This is a genomic window from Salibacterium salarium, from assembly GCF_030813635.1.
Classification (GTDB): Bacteria; Bacillota; Bacilli; order Bacillales; family Marinococcaceae; genus Salibacterium; species Salibacterium salarium.
Genome location: NZ_JAUSUM010000002.1, coordinates 364,614 through 383,152 on the forward strand (window position 1 = coordinate 364,614; position 18,539 = coordinate 383,152).

Genomic DNA, 18,539 nt, shown 5'->3' on the forward strand with positions numbered 1-18,539 from the left:
ATGCCAGCAAAAGACTCAATGACAGGAAAACAAAAGGCTGCGATGCTCCTGATATCCTTAGGACCCGATGTTTCCGCTCAAGTTTACAAGTATTTAAGCGAAGAAGAGATTGAAAAGTTAACCCTTGAGATTTCGAATGTCCGTAAGGTTGACAGTACAACGAAAGATAATGTACTGGAAGAGTTTCACCAGATAGCTATCGCACAAGACTATATTTCGCAAGGCGGGATTGGTTATGCGAAAAGTGTCTTAGAAAAAGCACTGGGAGAAGACGAATCGATGCAAATCATTAATCGTTTGACTTCTTCTCTCCAAGTAAAACCGTTCGATTTTGCGAGAAAAGCTGATCCTGCACAAATTCTTAACTTTATCCAAAATGAGCATCCGCAGACCATTGCATTGATTTTATCGTATTTAGAATCAGAGCAGGCGGGGCAAATATTGTCTGAGCTTCCCCAGGAAGTTCAGGCAGACGTTGCCAAAAGAATCGCAGTTATGGACAGTACGTCTCCCGAAATCGTCAATGAAGTAGAGAATATTCTAGAGCAAAAGCTGTCTGCGACAGTGACGCAGGACTACACGGAAGCTGGAGGTATTGAAGCGGTTGTAGAAGTCTTGAACGGCGTCGATCGTAGTACAGAAAGAACGATTCTGGATTCACTTGAGATTCAAGATCCAGAATTAGCTGAAGAAATTAAGAAGAGAATGTTTGTATTTGAAGATATTGTCACTCTTGATAATCGCTCTATTCAACGGGTTATCCGTGATGTTGAAAATGAAGATTTGCAGTTGTCTTTGAAAGTATCTAGTGATGAAGTAAAAGAATTAGTGTTTAATAATATGTCACAGCGAATGTCCGAAACATTCCAAGAAGAAATGGAATTCATGGGTCCAGTCCGGCTGCGTGACGTAGAAGAATCACAGACCCGTATCGTTGCTGTTATACGACGTTTAGAAGAAGCTGGTGAAATTGTCATATCCCGCGGTGGAGGGGATGATATTATTGTCTAGACTTATTAAGAACAACGACAATACCGGCTTGTCCAAGAAAAAACGTTCCATTGAACTAAAGCCAATTTTTACTCCCGAAGACAAGGGAGAGGAAACAAAAAATAACGAAGCCAGTGGTTCAGGCACGGGGATAGAACATGAAAGACAACAAATACAACAAGAATGGCAGCAAGTGCAAGAAGCAAAACGGCAAGCAACAGAAGAATTAGAACAGACTAGAAAAAAAATCAGTGAAGAAGAAGAAGACTCAAAGCAACGCATCGAACAAGCTTTCGTAGACGCAAAAGAAAATGGATATCAGGAAGGCTTGGAAGAAGGAAAAAAAGAAGGTCGTGAATCGTATGAAGAGGTATTACAAGAAGTACAAAATATTATCTCTTCTGCGAAACAAGAGCACTATTACTATATTGAAAAAGCAGAGCCTGTCATATTAAATTTAGCCCTAGCTGTCGCTAATAGGATTATATATGAATCACTTGAAGATGAGGATGGTACTTGGCTTGAAATTGTGAAAAATGCAATAAAAGAAGTGAAGGACCACGAAGAAGTGACGATATATGTTCCCGTTTCAAGGTACGAAGAAACGAAACAGCAAAGACAAGAGCTAGAAAATGTGCTGGCGTATTCTCAAGAGTTGGTTATTTTTCCAGACAACATGTTAGAGGAAGGCGATTGTGTGATTGAAACACCGTATGGAAAGGTAGATGCCTCTCTTGACAGTCAATTAAACGAATTAAAAGAACAACTCGAAGAACGGTTGAAAGAGGGAAATATTGATGAAAGCAGCTGATTTGCTCGAGGAAATGCCTTATTTAAATCCATATAAACAATACGGAAAGGTTACAAGAGTAGTTGGGCTGACAATTGAATCAAAGGGTCCAAGAACATCAGTTGGTGAATTGTGTTATATCTATCCTGAACAGAAAATTAATCCAGTGTTAGCGGAAGTGGTTGGCTTTAAAGATAAATATGTTCAACTTATGCCATTGAAACAAACAATAGAAATAAGCCCCGGGAGTTTAGTGGAGGCAACAAGAAAACCATTACAAATAAAAGCGGGCAACGGTATTATCGGTAAAGTTATTGATGGGACAGGTCAGCCGTTAGACGGATCAACGTTACCTGAGGGACTGATTCCTGTACCGACTGAAGCAGAACCCCCTAACCCTTTATTAAGGCCAAGAATTAATGAGCGGCTCGCTTTAGGCATAAAAGCGATAGATGGCTTGTTGACCGTTGGGAAAGGGCAAAGAATCGGTATATTTGCTGGTAGTGGTGTCGGAAAGAGTACTATTTTGTCAATGTTAACGAGACATTCAGAAGCTGATGTCAATGTCATTGCGCTTATTGGTGAACGTGGCAGAGAAGTAAAGGATTTTATCGAACGCGACCTTGGTGAAGAAGGTATGAAAAAATCGGTCGTCGTTGTCGCTACATCAGACCAACCCGCTCTTATGCGTATTAAAGGAGCAATGACGGCTACAGCAGTTGCAGAATACTTTAGAGACCAAGGTAAGCAAGTGAATCTAATGATGGATTCTGTGACAAGATTTGCGATGGCTCAACGTGAAATAGGTTTAGCAGTTGGGGAACCTCCGACGACTAAAGGTTACACGCCTTCAGTATTTGCAATGCTGCCTCGTTTATTAGAGCGATCTGGAACAAGTCAAAAAGGTTCTATTACTGCTTTTTACACGGTTTTGGTAGATGGGGATGATTTAAATGAACCAATTGCTGATGCTGTCCGTGGAATACTAGACGGCCATTTTGTGTTAGATAGAAAGCTTGCTGATAAAGGACACTATCCAGCGATTAATGTACTACAAAGTATAAGCAGGGTAATGGAAGATTTAGTGGACAACGACCATCGTCAGGCAGCCGATTCCTTGCGCCGGTATCTATCTACTTACACAGAATCTGAAGATTTGATTAATATTGGTGCGTACAAAAAAGGATCTTCAAAAGATATCGATAAAGCTATAAAAATGTATCCAATGATTAACAAGTTTCTGCAGCAAGGGACAGATGAAGAACATTCATTTGAAAATACAAAACAAGCCTTAATTGAACAGTTTGGTAAAGGAGAATGATGAATGGCTTTCACTTATTCATTCCAAAAAATTTTAGAGTTAAGAAAACGAGAAAAAGAACAAAAAGAGCAGGAATATGAACAATCTGTTCAACAATTTGAACGGATGGCAACCTCGCTTTACGAACTGTTAAGGCAAAAAGAACAAATCGAAAAAATGTATAAAGAAAACATGGATCAAGGCATCTATATACATCAGCTCCAGCAAAATGAAAAAGTTATTTTTCAAATACAGGAAAAAATTCAAGACGTTCAAAAGAAAACAGATCGTGCAAGAGACTTGATGTATAAAAAAGAAGACGAGATGTCTGAAGCATCGATCGAGTGGAAAAAGTACCAAAAAGTAAAAGAATGGGAAAAAGAAGCGCACCATCGTTCATTAAAACAGGAAGAAGAGAAAATAATGGATGAAATCTCGACGAGAAGATACGCATTTCGTTAAAGTTGGTGAATAGTATGGCGAAAAAAGCGAGTGAGAAAAAAAGCAGCAAACTGCAATGGTTCTTTCTTATTATAGTAATTCCTATTATATTTGCTGCTGTCATTGGTGTTGTGATTTTATCTATATTTAATGTTAATGTGTTGGACTTAGGTAAAAATGCTGCTTCTAATATTCCGGTGATTTCTTCTTTCGTAGAAGATGAAGAACAACAAACAGAAGATGAAACGAACGAAGATAACGCTGATAGTGTATCGGAAGAGGATTTAACCGAAAAAGAGTCAGAAATTGCAACGCTTGAACAAGAAATTGAAACAAAAGATTCACAAATAAGAGAACTCGAAGAAGAACTGGAAACACTCCAAATTGAAAATGAAACCGAATCAGAAAATGAGGAAGAAACAACATCGGGATTAGAGGAACTTGCTCAAGTATATGAAAATATGGATGCTGGTGACGCTGCCAATATTCTTTCAGAAATGGATAATGACGAAATATTACGACATATGGAAGAAATGGATAGCGAGATTAGGGCAGAGATATTATCAGAAATGGAAACAGAGACAGCATCTGCCTTAATGAGTGCTTTAGGTCAATAAACTGATAATCCTTGAAAGGGGGTGACAAAAATGCAAATGCAAATGTTGATGCAAACCTTACCTACATCAAAGCTTTCCGGACAGCAGTCAGCAAGCGATAGTCTGGAGTTACCAGATGGAGAAGGTAAAGAAGGATTTATGCAGCTGTTAGGAAAAGCTATGACCCAAAAAATGACTGACGGAAACGCGTCAGGAGAAGATGGGGAAAGTGAATCGATAGAGGAATTATTAGGCGACTTTTTTGGTGAAGGGAAACAACTGCTTGATTCATTTGGAGAGCAGTTAAAAAGTTTATTTGAAGAAGGAGCTTTTGAGTGGTCAGAAGAAATGCAGTCTATCATAGATCATTTACCTGAAGAAATGCAAGCAATAACTGACATGTTGACAGAATTAGATAATAAAGAATTGATGGCATTAATCGAAGGTGCGTTATCAGGGACAAATGGTGAGTTGGCTGGAGGAGAAGAAGCCATGACAGGAATCGACTCTGAAGGAACTTCAAAACTATTAGACGCATTTCAAGAATTTTTAGGCTCTCAGGATAACCAAGAACTTATTGAAAAACTAGAAGACATGAATGCAGATGAAGAAATGCTCGCTTCTTCACTAACAGGTATGTTGGCCATTATCAACCAAACTGTGCAGCAAACATCATTTGATGCTGGAAAATCAGGTGTGGAAAAACAAGTATCACCTGAATTTTCGAACAAACTTGCATCATTAGTGAATTCTTTTATGCCTGCCAATCAAACGAAGTCAGATGGAACTAACCCGCAAAAGATGATAGAGCAGATGTCTCGTTTACTAGAAAATCAGTCAGGACAGCAAACCCAAACGAAAAGTATGGAAGCATTGACGCAACAATTAAAACAAACTGCGTCATCAGAGGCAGATGCCAAAAATAATTATTTGCAACAGCTGCTTAATCGAGGGTTATCTACTACTGATACGACTTCTTCTAAAGCTCAGCCAACTTCATTAGGAACACAAGAATCAACTGGTGTGATGGCAAAAGCGCAACAAGCGGTACTTTATCTTGGCGAAGGGAAAACGGAACAAGCTCGAAGTCAAGAATTTGTGAAACAGTTTCAGGATTTGCTTGGTAAAAGCAACTTGCAGTCATTTAAAAATGGAACACAGCAATTGACATTAAAACTACACCCGGAACACTTAGGACGGTTGGATGTTAAACTTACTCAACAAAACGGTCAGTTAACAGCTCAGCTCTTGACAACAACAAAGACAGCCCGGGATATGGTAGAAAGTCAAATTCAGCAGTTAAGGACAACGTTTCAACAGCAGAACATCCAAGTAGATCGAATCGAGATACAGCAACAACAAACATCGAATTTACAGCAAGAGGATGGTAAACAGGAACAACAAGAACAAACTGGGGAGCAACAGGATAATCAGCAGGAACAATCCGGAGATGAAGATACCGAAACGTTTGCTGAGATGCTTGACGAGTTAACATTTAATGAACAAGTGTAGGTGATAAAATGTCGAATAGTATTCAAGAAAATTATGCAATTCCAACTCAAACCGAATCACTAAGAACAGATGAAGAAAATGGAACGCTCGGGAAAAATGACTTTTTGGAAATATTAATGGTGCAGCTGCAAAATCAAGATCCAATGGATCCGATGGACGATAAAGAATTTGTTTCGCAAATGGCCCAGTTTTCATCCCTTGAACAAATGACAAATATGACTCAGTCGATAGAAGAGTTCGCAAATTCCCAAAAAAAAGGATCTCTCGTACAGCATAGTGAACTGATTGGTCAACAAGTGTCATGGGAACGAACACAGGAGAATGAAGACGGGGTGGAAGAAACAGAAGAAGTCGTCAATACTATAGCATCAGTCAAGCAAGATGGTGAAGGAAATATTAGACTCTTGACAGACGATGATCGTTGGATTAATAGTGAGCAGCTAATTCAAGTTGGTTCCGTGTCATCGGAGGAAGAAACAGATGATGTGCCGACAGATGAAGATACAAACGAATAACAGCCTTATCCATGGTTTTACAGGCAGGAGGCGGACAAAATGAGTTCTGGCATTCAAACGAATAGCCTTCATCAATTGCCTCATCCCGGTTCGCCACAAGTTCAGTCAAAACCAGGAGCATCTGGTACAGCTGCTTCGTTTAAAGACGTGCTTTCTGAAAAACTGCATGAATCAGCCCCGTTAACGTTGAGTAAACACGCTGAAAAGCGGCTTCATGACCGTGACGTGAGCATAACTGATCAAGAATGGGAGAAAATTGCCGAGAAAGCAAGAGAAGCGAAAACCAAAGGAGTTAATGATGCATTGGTATTGACAGACAACGCTGCATTGGTCGTAAGCACACAAAATGACACGGTCATTACAGCAATGAATCATGATGAGGCAGCGGATCATATTTTTACGAACATAAATGGAACGATTGTTGTTAAAGAATAACTGGCCCGACCTGAAAAGGAAGCCGGAACACGGTGGAACGATAGAAACCGTGCACAGAAAAAAACGAATGGAGGATGAACAGTATGCTAGCTTCAATGTACTCTGGTATATCAGGAATGAAAAACAACCAAGAAAAATTAAACGTAACGGGAAACAATATTGCAAATGTAAATACACATGGTTTTAAAAAAGGGCGAGTTAATTTCAAGGATATGGTCAGCCAACAAACAGCAGGTGCCACTGCCCCTACAGAAACATCAGGTGGTGTGAATGGAATGCAGGTTGGACTTGGGTCTCAGATTGGGAGTATTGATAATATCCATACCCAAGGCAGTTTGCAAAACACTGGACGCGATTTAGATATGGGTATTTCCGGCGACGGTTATTTTGCGGTCGGGGAACTAAACGGAGACGATTGGGATGATGTTGGGGGCGCTGATTCGGCAGATGAAGTAACTATGAATTATACTAGGGCAGGAAATTTTTATCTTGATGAGGAAGGATATGTTGTAAATCAGGATGGAAAGTATTTAATGGGTGCAGATACAGATGACGGAGATTATGGAAGGATAAATATCCCAACTGATGCGTCAAGTTTTAGTGTTGGGGCAGATGGAACTGTCAGTTACCAACAAGATGGAGACCAAGAACAAGCGGGTCAAATATTAATGGCGAATTTCCCTAACCCTGAAGGCTTAAGAAAAGAAGGGAATAACTTATACCAAATCTCTGAGAACTCTGGTGGAGTAGGAGGAGCAGACGATTTTAACTTCGACGATTTTGACAACCCTGGTGCTGGAGGTTCAGGTGAATTGGTATCGGGTACGCTTGAAATGTCGAATGTAGACTTGTCTGAAGAGTTTACGGAAATGATTACCGCTCAACGTGGGTTCCAAGCGAATACACGTGGTATTACAACAGCTGACGAAGTATTGCAAGAGCTGATGAACTTGAAACGTTAAGCTTAATCCATTTTAAAAGGAGGTTTGAGCCGGGCACGATTCCCGGCTCATCCAATACATATGATTGAATTGACGAAATTAAACGGACAGACATTTTTATTGAATATAGCGTTAATCGAACAGGCGGAGGCTCTTCCAGATACGACACTCACTTTAAGCAACAGTAAAAAAATTGTTGTAAAGGAGAGTATGGAAGAAGTGAATAATTTAACTAGCGCGTTTTACCGCCGTATTGGATTAATAGGCCTGACAACAAAAGAGGAGGGCAAATAACGTGTTTAAAAATCGATTAGTAAACATTATGCTTATTATTATTATTTCCATAACGCTTATCGGTGTGGTGGCGTTGGTACTTTTCAATTATTTTTCCTCCTCGTCAGAAGCTGAAACCGAACCAACTATCGATGAAATTATTGAAAATTCTTGGGAAACCGAAGAGATCACGACAAATTTAAATAGTGATAATTTGTTTCGCGGGCGTTTTCGAATTCATGTTGATACAGCTGATGGGGCTGCGGAGTTAGAAAAACGTGATTTTCAAGTAAACAATATTATTATTCATGAACTAGCTGGAATGTCTGCGAGCGATATCCAAAGTCAAGATGGAATCGAAGAACTTGAAACTACGCTCCGTTCTGACATCGATGATATATTGGAAGATGGTGAAGTCATTCGAGTGTATACGACAGAACGAATGATCCAATAATAGCAACCTTATGAAGAAAGGGAGGTGAGAAAGTTTGGCGGACGTTCTTTCTCAAGGTGAAATAGATTCCTTATTATCTGCTTTATCCACTGGAGAAATGGATGCAGATGAATTAAAAAAAGAAGAAACAGAGAAGAAAATAAAAACATATGACTTTAAACGGGCGCTTCGATTTTCCAAAGATCAAATTCGAAGTTTGTCGAGAATTCACGAGAACTTCGCTCGCTTATTAACGACCTACTTCTCCGCCCAGCTTCGAACCTTTGTTCAAATTTCTGTCGCGTCAGTGGATCAGCTTCCTTATGACGAATTTATTCGATCGATACCAAAGATGACGCTGCTGAACGTATTTGAAGCTTATCCACTTGAAGGGCGATTGCTTATGGAAGTAAACCCTAACGTAGGATACGCAATGATGGACAGATTACTTGGTGGAAAAGGGACTAGTATTAATAAAGTTGATAATTTAACCGAAATAGAAACGAAAATTATGACTCAGCTCTTTCAAAGTATGTTAGAAACATTCCAAAGTGCCTGGGAGTCAGTGATAGAGTTAGATCCAAATATGGAGGATATTGAAGTAAACCCGCAGTTTTTGCAGATGGTTTCACCTAATGAAACGGTCGTTGTTATTTCATTATCTACGACAATTGGAGAAACAACCGGTATGATTAATATTTGTCTCCCACATGTTGTGTTAGAAGAAATTTTGCCGAAATTGTCTGTCCATCAGTGGATGCAGACGAAGAAAAAGGAACGGGACGAGCATGAAATTGAGCAGCTTCAGCATACCGTAAAAGCCGCTCCACTTACAGTTCAAGCCGTTCTCGGAAACTCTGAAATTTCGATTGAAGAATTTCTGCAGCTTAACAGCGGAGATGTGATTGAATTAGATCAAAACATTGAAGACTCGTTGCTTGTAAAAACAGGCGGGGAACCAAAATATTATGGACAGCCTGGTCAATGGAAAAAGAATATGGCGGTACAAATTACAGACGAAATAAAGGAGGGGGACACAAATGAATGATGATATGCTCTCTCAAGAAGAGATTAATGAGTTATTGAAAAGTGTAGATGGGGATGAAGGGTCAGATGATAACAGTTCTTCAGAGGAAGAAACACACACCGCAGAGGCTAAAGAACCGGACCCTGAACTGGGAGAATTGAAGGTTGAAGATTATTTGACGACGGTTGAACAAGACGCACTTGGAGAAATTGGAAATATTTCATTTGGCAGTTCAGCGACAGCTCTTTCTCAGTTGTTAAGCCAAAAAGTTGAAATAACGACCCCAGTTGTTTCTGTCGTTAAAAAAGAAGATTTGGATAAGCAATTTCCACAGCCTAATGTCGCGGTTCATGTCCAATATACAGATGGTTTTGAAGGAACGAATTTACTCGTTATTAAAACAACAGATGCTGCGATTATTGCAGATTTAATGCTGGGTGGAGATGGAACAAATCCAGCAGAAGAACTAGATGACATGCACGTTAGCGCAGTCCAGGAAGCTATGAATCAGATGATGGGCTCAGCTTCTACTTCAATGTCAACGATATTTAATAAAAGAGTAGACATCACACCCCCAGGTATAGATATTTTGGATGTGAAAGAAGCACAAGGAACGAACAGTATTCCTGATGCGGATATTTTAACTAAAATATCGTTTCGATTAATTATTGGAGATTTAATTGATTCTTCCATTATGCAGCTTGTTACCGTTCCGTTTGCAAAGGAAATGGTAGAAAACTTAATGAACCCGGCCGAATCAGACGGAGACGATCCAGTGCAAGAGGCTTCAGAACCACAGCCTCAAGGTTCCGCACAGCAATCTGCTACCCCGCCACCACGTGACGATGCGCCTTCTCCTCGGCAAGAAGCTCCAAGTGGTGGTCAAGATCAAAGTCGATTTGTGGGCGGTGGACAACAACAGTCCAAACCAGTTCAATCTGCTGAATTCTCTTCATTTGAGGCACCATCTTTAAATGAAAATGAATCGAAAAACTTAAACATGCTGCTTGATATCCCATTAGATGTAACAGTGGAACTAGGGCGGACACAACGTTCTATTAAAGATATTCTTGAATTTACACAAGGTTCGATCATTGAACTCGATAAACTTGCAGGGGAACCCGTTGACATACTTGTCAATCAGAAGTTAGTTGCCAAAGGAGAAGTTGTCGTTATTGATGAGAACTTTGGTGTTCGTGTAACAGATATTGTGAGCCAGGCAGACCGGATTAAAAAACTAAGGTAGCAATCAACAACATTTATAAGGAGGAAACGTAAAAGTGGCACATTCAGTTTTAATTGTAGATGATGCGTCATTTATGAGAATGATGATTAAAGATATTTTAGAGAAGAATGGTTTTGAAATAGCAGGAGAAGCAAAAGATGGCCAGGAAGCAGTTAATTTATATAAAGAAACTTCCCCTGACCTTGTAACGCTTGATATTACGATGCCAGAGATGGATGGTATTGCAGCGCTGAAAGAAATACAAACATTTGACCCGAACGCAAAAATTATCATGTGTTCTGCTATGGGACAGCAGGCGATGGTTATTGATGCAATCCAAGCAGGGGCAAAAGATTTCATCGTTAAACCTTTTCAAGCCGATCGCGTACTAGAAGCGATTAATAAAACCCTTGCCTAAGTGTAAGGCGGAGGGATAAATGATGAATAAAAGAAAAAGCTGGTTTCTATTACTTTTAACGACCATTTTACTATGTGTGATACTCGTCCCCGAGGTAAGTCATGCAGATATTGATGAAAACCAAACGATAAGTGAAACACTTAATGGTACTGACGATGGGGACGGGGATTCTACAGAAGAGTCTAACGCTGAAGATCAAGAAGAACCTGCTTCTGAAAGTAGTGACGATGCAGGAAGCAGTGGCCCTGAAATGATGGAAGATACAAATGTTTTTAAAATGTTATTTCAACTTGTATTAGCCCTTGCGGCAGTCATTGCTATTATGTATTTTCTGCTTAAATTTATAAATAAACGCACGCAAAGCTTTCAATCTCAAAAGACAATGCAAAACCTTGGAGGCGTCCCGCTTGGACAAAATAAATCTGTTCAAATGGTAAAAATAGGTGACCGACTTCTTATTGTCGGAGTGGGAGATTCTATTCGTCTTTTAACAGAAATTGAAGAAGAATCAGAAATAGAGGATTTACTTGAAAATGACAGTACCTCCGACATTGGTTGGACGAAAAAAGGGTTCTCTATGTTTCAAGGTCTTTTTAACAAAAGGAAAGCTGAAAAAAAAGACTCCGAGTCTTTCCAACATGTATTGGAAGATCAACTTGGAGAAATGAAAGACACAAGAAAGAAAGCTCGTCGTCATTTAAAGGGGTATAATCAATGATTGTTTTTCTTCAAGGTATACTTGACTCAGGAGGACTGCTGGGCGATGATCCAGAGAATTTAACAACGAGTCTGCAACTTGTATTTTTAATTACAGTGTTGTCCTTGGCTCCAGCTATTTTAATTTTGATGACGAGTTTCACAAGAATCGTCATTGTTCTGTCTTTTGTTCGTATGGGACTTGCAACGCAACAGATGCCGCCTACCCAGGTGTTAATCAGTCTAGCCTTGTTTATGACCTTTTTTATCATGGCTCCCGTTTTTGGGGAGGTTAACGAACAATCAATCACTCCGCTTTTAGACGGGGAATTAAATCAAGAAGAAGCTTTTAATGAAGCGGCAACACCTATGAAAGAGTTCATGTCAGAACATACAAGAGAGAAAGATTTGTCGCTTTTCATGGGATACGCTGGAATGGAACGGCCGGAAACACTTGATGATATTCCATTGACAGCACTTGTGCCGGCGTTTGCAATTAGTGAATTAAAAACAGCATTTCAGATTGGCTTTTTGATATTTGTTCCTTTTCTAGTCATCGACATGATTGTTGCAAGTGTCTTAATGTCAATGGGAATGATGATGCTTCCCCCTGTAATGATTTCGTTACCGTTTAAGATTTTGTTATTTGTTCTCGTGGATGGTTGGTATCTCATTGTAGAATCTCTCTTAATTAGTTATTAGAAGGTGATGAACATATGACGGCTGAAACAGTCATCAGTCTTGCAGAAAACGGAGTGTGGACCGTGTTTCTTGTCGCAGGTCCGTTACTCGTTGTGGCGCTTGTTCTTGGTTTTGGTGTCGCAATATTTCAGGCAACAACCCAAATTCAAGAACAGACGCTTGCTTTTATTCCAAAAATACTGGGCGTGCTTGCTTGTCTCGTTCTTTTTGGACCATGGATGTTACAAATGGTTACTGATTTTACCTATCAGATTTTAAGTAATCTCGCTGAATACGTAAGGTAGGCCTATGAATATAGAATGGATAAATCAATTACCAGTTTATTTATTAGTACTTATAAGGGTTCTCGCTTTCTTTACGAGCATGCCTTTATTTTCATATCGGAATATTCCTACTCAGTTTAAAGTAGGCTTAGGGGCTTTTTTTGCTTTTATTATTGTTTTTACCATTGATGCACCAACGTTAGAAATAGACAGTACGTATATCTTACTTATTTTTAAAGAGATGCTCGTAGGTCTATCTATTGGTTTGTTGGCGGGAATTATGATTTATGCCGTGCAAGTAGCCGGCATGTTTCTTGATATAGCCCTTGGTTTTCTAGTTGCCAACGTGATTGACCCACAGACAGGTGCACAAAGTCCTCTTATGGGTGGATTTTTATACATGTTTACGCTGCTGTTTTTGCTGGCAGTGGATGGTCACCATCTTATAATGGACGGAATTTATTATAGTTATGAATTCATCCCTTTAGAACAATTAACCTTACCATTCGGAGAAGAAGCGATTGCGTATCACGTACTGAGAGCGTTTAGCACCATGTTTACAATTGCTTTTCAAATGGCTTTTCCGGTTGTTGGCTGTTTGTTTTTGGCAGATCTTGCACTTGGTATGATGTCGCGGGCAGTACCGCAGATGAACGTATTTGTCGTTGGACTGCCTTTAAAGCTTTTTGTCGGTCTTCCATTGCTGGCTGTGACACTGCCCGGTTTCTTCATGGCAGTGGACCACCTCTTCGATGAAATGTTTGACGCGATGCGAACGCTGATGGAAATGCTTGGAGGGGCTTAATGTGAAACTAAGACTCGATTTGCAATATTTTTCTCAAGAAAAAACAGAAAAAGCCACACCTAAAAAAAGCAAGAAACACGGGATAAAGGTCAGGTCCCAAAAAGTACTGACATTAATACTGCCTTAATATTACTGTCTGTTTTTTTGTTTATGTTCGTGTATGGACGAGTTCTTGGTGAGCATTTGTATGAAACAATGCAAGTCGTCTATCAAGAATATATTCATTGGGAAGTGAATGAGAACACGATTCCAGCTATATTCCAAGAACTTGCGATAGAAACAGGCCTTGTTATTGCACCAATCATGCTCATAGCACTTGTTGTTGGTGCTGGAGCATCGATGCTGCAAGTAGGTTTTTTATTTGCGCCTGAATCTATTAAGTTTAAACCATCAAAGATTAACCCTCTTAGTGGCGTGAAACGTATTTTTTCACTACGGGCACTGGTTGAGTTTCTAAAGTCGATGTTGAAAATAACGCTTGTAGGATTATTGGCTTTTACAATTATTTGGTTGAACCTGGACTCTTTATTATTTTTATCTCAGAAAAGTGTCGCAGACGGCTTTGGTGAAATTGCTTGGCTCACTGGAATTATAGGTGTATGTGTTGCACTGTTATTATTATTTTTAGCTATACCTGATTACCTTTATCAAAGGCATGATCATGAAAAGCAAATTAAAATGTCCAAGCAGGATGTAAAAGATGAGAATAAGAAAATGGAAGGGGATCCGCAAATAAAGTCGAAACGCCGTAAACAACAGCAGGAAATGGCGATGCAGCGGATGATGCAGGAAGTACCACAAGCAGATGTTGTCATCACCAACCCGACTCACTTTGCAATCGCCTTATCTTATGATGAAGAAAAAATGGCTGCGCCCAAAATAACAGCTAAAGGTGCAGACTTTGTAGCATATAGAATCAAGACATTAGCGAAAAAACATGATGTTGTTCTCGTGGAAAATAAATATTTGGCTAGATCATTATATTATCAGGCAGACATCGATGATGAAGTGCCTGAAGAATTATTTAAAGCGGTCGCTGAAGTTCTGGCTTATGTGTACCGGCTTAAAAATCAACTTGTTTAACAATACATATCAGGGTAGAACAAAAAAGGAGTATTTTTATGGGTGCAAGAGAGTTTTCTGTATTATTTGGTGTCATTTTAATTGTAGTTATGCTTATTATCCCACTGCCAACATTTGTGCTGGATATTTTAATAATCACTAACATAGCTCTTGCTCTCGTTATTATCCTTGTTTCCATGAATACGAGGGAGCCTCTTGAATTTTCTATTTTTCCAACGCTATTGTTGCTAGTTACTTTGTTTCGTTTGGGTTTAAACGTTTCTACCACCCGTTCGATTCTTGGTGACGCAGAAGCAGGGAATGTTATTAATACGTTCGGTAATTTCGTCGTTGGAGGCAGTCCTTTAGTCGGTTTTGTTGTGTTTTTGATTTTAATTATCATTCAATTTGTCGTTATCGTAAAAGGGGCGGAGCGTGTTTCCGAAGTAGGAGCACGTTTTACACTTGATGCGATGCCGGGTAAACAGATGAGTATAGACGCTGACTTGAATGCAGGAATGATTTCAGAACACCAAGCGAAAGACCGTCGTGAAAAAATCGAAAACGAAGCAGATTTTTATGGTTCGATGGATGGTGCTAGTAAGTTTGTGAAAGGGGATGCGATAGCAGGGATTGTCATCGTCATCATCAACCTGATTTTCGGTTTAGTGATCGGAATGGTTGAACACGGCATGGGACTCAGTGATGCCGCCAATACATATACACTCCTCACTGTCGGAGATGGTTTAGTCAGTCAAATTCCAGCCTTGCTTGTTTCGACTGCAACCGGGATAGTAGTAACCCGCGCAGCGTCAGAAGGAAATTTGAGTCAAGACGTCACCAGTCAGCTGTTTGCCTTCCCGAAAATGTTATATATTGCTGCAGCTGCTATATTTTTGCTAGGTTTATTTACTCCGATTACGCTATTACTGACTAGTGCTATAGCAATCAGCTTGGCTGCATTGGGTTATTTCATGAGTCAAGCAGAACAAAACCAGATAAAAGAGGATCAAGAACCAGAGGACGAACCTGAAGAAGATGACATGAAATCACCGGAGAATGTCGTCAACTTATTAACCATTGACCCGATTGAATTTGAGTTTGGTTATGGTCTAATTCCACTTGCAGATACAAATCAAGGGGGAGATCTTCTAGATAGAGTTGTGATGATTCGAAGACAACTTGCTCTTGAATTAGGAATGGTCGTACCAGTTATTCGTATTAGAGATAACATCCAATTGCAGCCAAATGAATACGTCATAAAAATGCGAGGCAATGACGTAGCAACTGGAGAATTGTTACTTGATCATTATATGGCTATGAGTCCGGGAGTAGAGGATGAAAGTATAACAGGTATTGAAACGACGGAACCAGCCTTTGGATTGCCTGCTTTGTGGATAGGTGAAGAAATGAAAGAACAGGCTGAACTTGCAGGTTATACGGTAGTCGATCCTCCTTCTGTTGTTTCGACCCATCTAACAGAAGTTATTAAGGCACACGCTCATGAACTGCTTGGACGCGAAGAAACCAAACAACTTGTTGATCATTTGAAAGAAACGTATCCATCCCTTGTTGAAGAAGTGACACCTAATCCGCTTGCGTTAGGTGAAATACAAAAAGTACTATCAAATTTATTGAAAGAGAAGGTCTCTATTAGAAATTTACCTACAATATTTGAGACATTAGCGGAATACGGTGCGTTAACCAAAGATATGACGCTTGTTACAGAATATGTGCGGCAGTCACTGTCAAGACAAATCACAAAGCAATATAGTGTACCGGGTGAGCCGTTGTATGTTGTAACGATGAGCAGCCAAGCGGAGCAAAAAGTAGCTGAAGCGGTACAACAAACCGAACACGGGAACTTCTTGGCAATGAATCCTGATGATTCGCAAAAACTGGTTGAAACAATCGGGCAAGAAGCTGAACGATTATCGGAAATGGGACAAACACCGATATTGCTTTGTTCCCCGGCGGTTCGTATGTACATTTATCAATTAATTGAACGATTCTTTCCTCAAGTTCCGGTCTTGTCTTATAATGAACTTGAACCTAATGTAGAAGTGCAAAGCGTAGGGGTGGTGAATCCTGAATGAAAGTAAAAAAATTCACAGCCAAAGACATGCCTGAAGCGATGAAAAAAATTCGAGCAGAGCTTGGGGATGAAGCTGTTATTTTAAACTCAAAACATGTCGATTCAGGAGGATTTTTTGGTTTTTTTACGAAGAAAAGTATAGAAGTGATTGCAGCAAAGGATGAAACGCCGGCACCTGCAACTTCTTCCGCCCCTAAAGTTAATCCGGAACCTCCTGCTCAAAAATCGGCACCTGAGCGACCCAGTATACCAGTTCAGCCAAAACATGAGCTCGAAGATGAGGTTAAAGAATTGAAGCACATGATATCTTCTTTGAAAGAAGATAATAATGTTTCTAAAGCGGGGTACCCTGCCCCTATTCAAGCTATAGAAACGGAATTGTCCGATCAGGAAATTGAAGAAAATATTCGGTATCACGTTTTAAGGCAATTACTCTCTAAATGGTATCGTTCGAATGAAGAGCCAGACGTAAAAACAGTCAAAGATTGGGCAAAAACGTATTTACAAGAAGTGCTCCCGACAAAGGAAATGGGACCTGTACCATCTTCAAAAAAAATTATTAATCTAGTTGGACCGACAGGCGTTGGAAAAACGACAACAGTCGCAAAAATAGCTGCTTATTATCATCTGGAAGAAAAAAAATCAGTTGCTTTTATAACAACTGATACGTATCGAATTGCTGCTGTTGAACAGTTGAAAACCTATGCAAAAATTCTCGATCTTCCTGTTGCTGTTGCCTACTCCATGGAAGATTTCAGAGAAGCCAAAGAAAGGTTCCAAGATAAAGACTTAATTTTGGTAGATTCTGCTGGTCGAAACTTCACAAATCAGTTGTATGTCAAAGAGTTACGGAAAATTATTAATTTTGATGAAGATATGACGACCTATCTTGTATTAGCTTTAACATCCAAATATAAAGATATGAAAAAAATCTACGAACAATTTTCATTGATTTCCATAGACCGTTTTATTTTTACGAAAAAAGATGAGACATCCTATTTTGGGGCTATGGTGAATATGATGGCTCAAACTCACACAGGAACGGCTTATGTAACGCACGGGCAGAGTGTTCCTGATGATATTGAAGCTGCTGATTCAGCACAAATAGCTGGATGGGTGACTGAGGGGTATGAAGGATGAGTGACCAAGCGAACAACTTAAGACGTGCACTTGATCAAAAGACACAAGATGAACCAAAAAAAACCCGCGTGTTGTCTGTTGTCAGTGGTAAGGGAGGAGTTGGGAAATCTAATTTTTCTCTAAACTTTTCCTTAGGTCTTGCTAAGGAAGGCAAAAAGGTCGTCTTGTTCGATTTAGACATTGGTATGGCAAATCTTGATATACTTCTTGGTTTAAATACTTCTTATGATGTTGTCGACATGGTAGAAAACGAATACTCAATATGGGATATAATGGAAGAGGGTCCGCTCGGGTTACAAATTGTAGCTGGAGGTTCCGGCTTGTCAGACATATTTCAAATGACCGATTCGAAAAAAGAACGTTTTTCTAGGCAAATGGCTTTACTCGATGGTGCATTTGATTACATCATTTTTGATATGGGGGCAGGAGCGACAGCTGATAGCTTAAATTTTATTTTGTCTTCAAATGAAACGATTGTTATTACAACACCGGAACCGACATCCATTACAGATGCATATGCCATGTTAAAACATCTTCATATCCAAGATTCTTCTTTACCGAGTTCTATCTTAGTTAATCGGGCAGAAACAAAAAAAGAAGGGAACCATACAGCAAAAAATCTGCAAAGAGTAGCGCTCCAATTTTTAAAAAAGGAAGTTTCTATTCTTGGTAGTATTCCGCAAGATAAAAATGTATTACAGGCAGTAAAGCGACAAGAACCGTTTTGTTTAGCTTATCCATCTTCCAAAGCGTCTAAAGCATTACAGGCATGTCTTGATACATTTATCGATGACAGAAAAGTGAAAAGTTCAACGCAGTCTTCAGAATACCAACGTTTCATAGGACAATTAAAAAATTTCTTAATAGGGGGCAGATAATG

21 protein-coding genes and 1 pseudogene are annotated in these 18,539 nt (G+C 39.6%); all 22 read left to right on the plus strand.

Annotated elements, in window-relative coordinates:
* The 22 genes and pseudogenes from fliG (at position 1) to J2S78_RS07745 (ending at position 18,537) form a co-directional block, all read left to right on the plus strand.
* Complete coding sequence (gene fliG, locus J2S78_RS07640; RefSeq protein ID WP_125556483.1) at positions 1-1,011, plus strand: flagellar motor switch protein FliG; 1,011 nt, start codon at positions 1-3, stop codon at positions 1,009-1,011.
* Positions 1,004-1,801, plus strand: coding sequence for a flagellar assembly protein FliH (fliH, locus tag J2S78_RS07645; protein WP_306897513.1), 798 nt, complete (start codon positions 1,004-1,006; stop codon positions 1,799-1,801). Before fliG ends, fliH begins: the two co-directional genes overlap by 8 nt.
* Complete coding sequence (fliI, locus tag J2S78_RS07650) at positions 1,788-3,101, plus strand: flagellar protein export ATPase FliI (RefSeq protein WP_306897515.1); 1,314 nt, start codon at positions 1,788-1,790, stop codon at positions 3,099-3,101. The genes fliH and fliI overlap by 14 nt, the downstream gene beginning before the upstream one ends.
* A 3-nt stretch (positions 3,102-3,104) precedes the next feature.
* The gene (fliJ, locus tag J2S78_RS07655; RefSeq protein ID WP_306897518.1) at positions 3,105-3,542 is read left to right on the plus strand and encodes a flagellar export protein FliJ; all 438 of its coding nucleotides are present in this window, start codon (positions 3,105-3,107) and stop codon (positions 3,540-3,542) included.
* Positions 3,543-3,556: 14 nt separating this feature from the next.
* Positions 3,557-4,138: a MotE family protein gene (locus tag J2S78_RS07660; RefSeq protein ID WP_306897520.1), complete on the plus strand. Its 582-nt coding sequence runs from the start codon at positions 3,557-3,559 to the stop codon at positions 4,136-4,138.
* A 30-nt stretch (positions 4,139-4,168) separates the two neighbouring features.
* Positions 4,169-5,629, plus strand: coding sequence for a flagellar hook-length control protein FliK (locus J2S78_RS07665; RefSeq protein ID WP_306897522.1), 1,461 nt, complete (start codon positions 4,169-4,171; stop codon positions 5,627-5,629).
* Between the two features lie 8 nt (positions 5,630-5,637).
* Positions 5,638-6,144, plus strand: coding sequence for a flagellar hook assembly protein FlgD (gene flgD, locus J2S78_RS07670; RefSeq protein WP_306897525.1), 507 nt, complete (start codon positions 5,638-5,640; stop codon positions 6,142-6,144).
* A 39-nt stretch (positions 6,145-6,183) separates the two neighbouring features.
* Complete coding sequence (locus J2S78_RS07675; RefSeq protein ID WP_306897527.1) at positions 6,184-6,579, plus strand: TIGR02530 family flagellar biosynthesis protein; 396 nt, start codon at positions 6,184-6,186, stop codon at positions 6,577-6,579.
* 83 nt (positions 6,580-6,662) lie between these two features.
* On the plus strand, positions 6,663-7,541 hold the full coding sequence (flgG, locus tag J2S78_RS07680; RefSeq protein WP_306897529.1) for a flagellar basal body rod protein FlgG: 879 nt from the start codon (positions 6,663-6,665) through the stop codon (positions 7,539-7,541).
* A 24-nt stretch (positions 7,542-7,565) separates the two neighbouring features.
* A complete protein-coding gene (locus tag J2S78_RS07685; RefSeq protein WP_370871530.1) occupies positions 7,566-7,814 on the plus strand; it encodes a flagellar FlbD family protein in 249 nt (82 codons plus the stop codon).
* 1 nt (position 7,815) lies between these two features.
* Positions 7,816-8,247, plus strand: a complete 432-nt coding sequence (gene fliL / locus J2S78_RS07690) for a flagellar basal body-associated protein FliL (protein ID WP_306897532.1) — start codon at positions 7,816-7,818, stop codon at positions 8,245-8,247.
* Positions 8,248-8,281: 34 nt separating this feature from the next.
* A complete protein-coding gene (fliM, locus tag J2S78_RS07695) occupies positions 8,282-9,274 on the plus strand; it encodes a flagellar motor switch protein FliM (RefSeq protein ID WP_306897534.1) in 993 nt (330 codons plus the stop codon).
* Entirely contained in the window at positions 9,267-10,499 is a 1,233-nt protein-coding gene (gene fliY, locus J2S78_RS07700) for a flagellar motor switch phosphatase FliY (protein WP_306897535.1), read from the plus strand. Before fliM ends, fliY begins: the two co-directional genes overlap by 8 nt.
* 34 nt (positions 10,500-10,533) lie before the next feature.
* Positions 10,534-10,896, plus strand: a complete 363-nt coding sequence (locus J2S78_RS07705; protein WP_125556471.1) for a response regulator — start codon at positions 10,534-10,536, stop codon at positions 10,894-10,896.
* 19 nt (positions 10,897-10,915) lie between these two features.
* Positions 10,916-11,614, plus strand: coding sequence for a flagellar biosynthetic protein FliO (gene fliO, locus J2S78_RS07710; protein ID WP_306897538.1), 699 nt, complete (start codon positions 10,916-10,918; stop codon positions 11,612-11,614).
* Positions 11,611-12,294 (plus strand): flagellar type III secretion system pore protein FliP, encoded by a 684-nt coding sequence (fliP, locus tag J2S78_RS07715; protein WP_306897540.1) that lies wholly within the window; start codon positions 11,611-11,613, stop codon positions 12,292-12,294. Before fliO ends, fliP begins: the two co-directional genes overlap by 4 nt.
* A 14-nt stretch (positions 12,295-12,308) precedes the next feature.
* The gene (gene fliQ, locus J2S78_RS07720; RefSeq protein WP_306897541.1) at positions 12,309-12,578 is read left to right on the plus strand and encodes a flagellar biosynthesis protein FliQ; all 270 of its coding nucleotides are present in this window, start codon (positions 12,309-12,311) and stop codon (positions 12,576-12,578) included.
* Positions 12,579-12,582: 4 nt separating this feature from the next.
* Positions 12,583-13,362, plus strand: coding sequence for a flagellar biosynthetic protein FliR (fliR, locus tag J2S78_RS07725; protein ID WP_306897543.1), 780 nt, complete (start codon positions 12,583-12,585; stop codon positions 13,360-13,362).
* A 1-nt stretch (position 13,363) separates the two neighbouring features.
* A pseudogene (flhB, locus tag J2S78_RS07730) lies at positions 13,364-14,445 on the plus strand (flagellar biosynthesis protein FlhB).
* A 38-nt stretch (positions 14,446-14,483) separates the two neighbouring features.
* Positions 14,484-16,520, plus strand: coding sequence for a flagellar biosynthesis protein FlhA (gene flhA, locus J2S78_RS07735; RefSeq protein WP_306897545.1), 2,037 nt, complete (start codon positions 14,484-14,486; stop codon positions 16,518-16,520).
* Positions 16,517-17,659, plus strand: coding sequence for a flagellar biosynthesis GTPase FlhF (flhF, locus tag J2S78_RS07740; protein WP_306897547.1), 1,143 nt, complete (start codon positions 16,517-16,519; stop codon positions 17,657-17,659). Before flhA ends, flhF begins: the two co-directional genes overlap by 4 nt.
* Positions 17,656-18,537: a MinD/ParA family protein gene (locus J2S78_RS07745; protein ID WP_306897549.1), complete on the plus strand. Its 882-nt coding sequence runs from the start codon at positions 17,656-17,658 to the stop codon at positions 18,535-18,537. Before flhF ends, J2S78_RS07745 begins: the two co-directional genes overlap by 4 nt.
* Positions 18,538-18,539 lie beyond the last annotated feature (2 nt).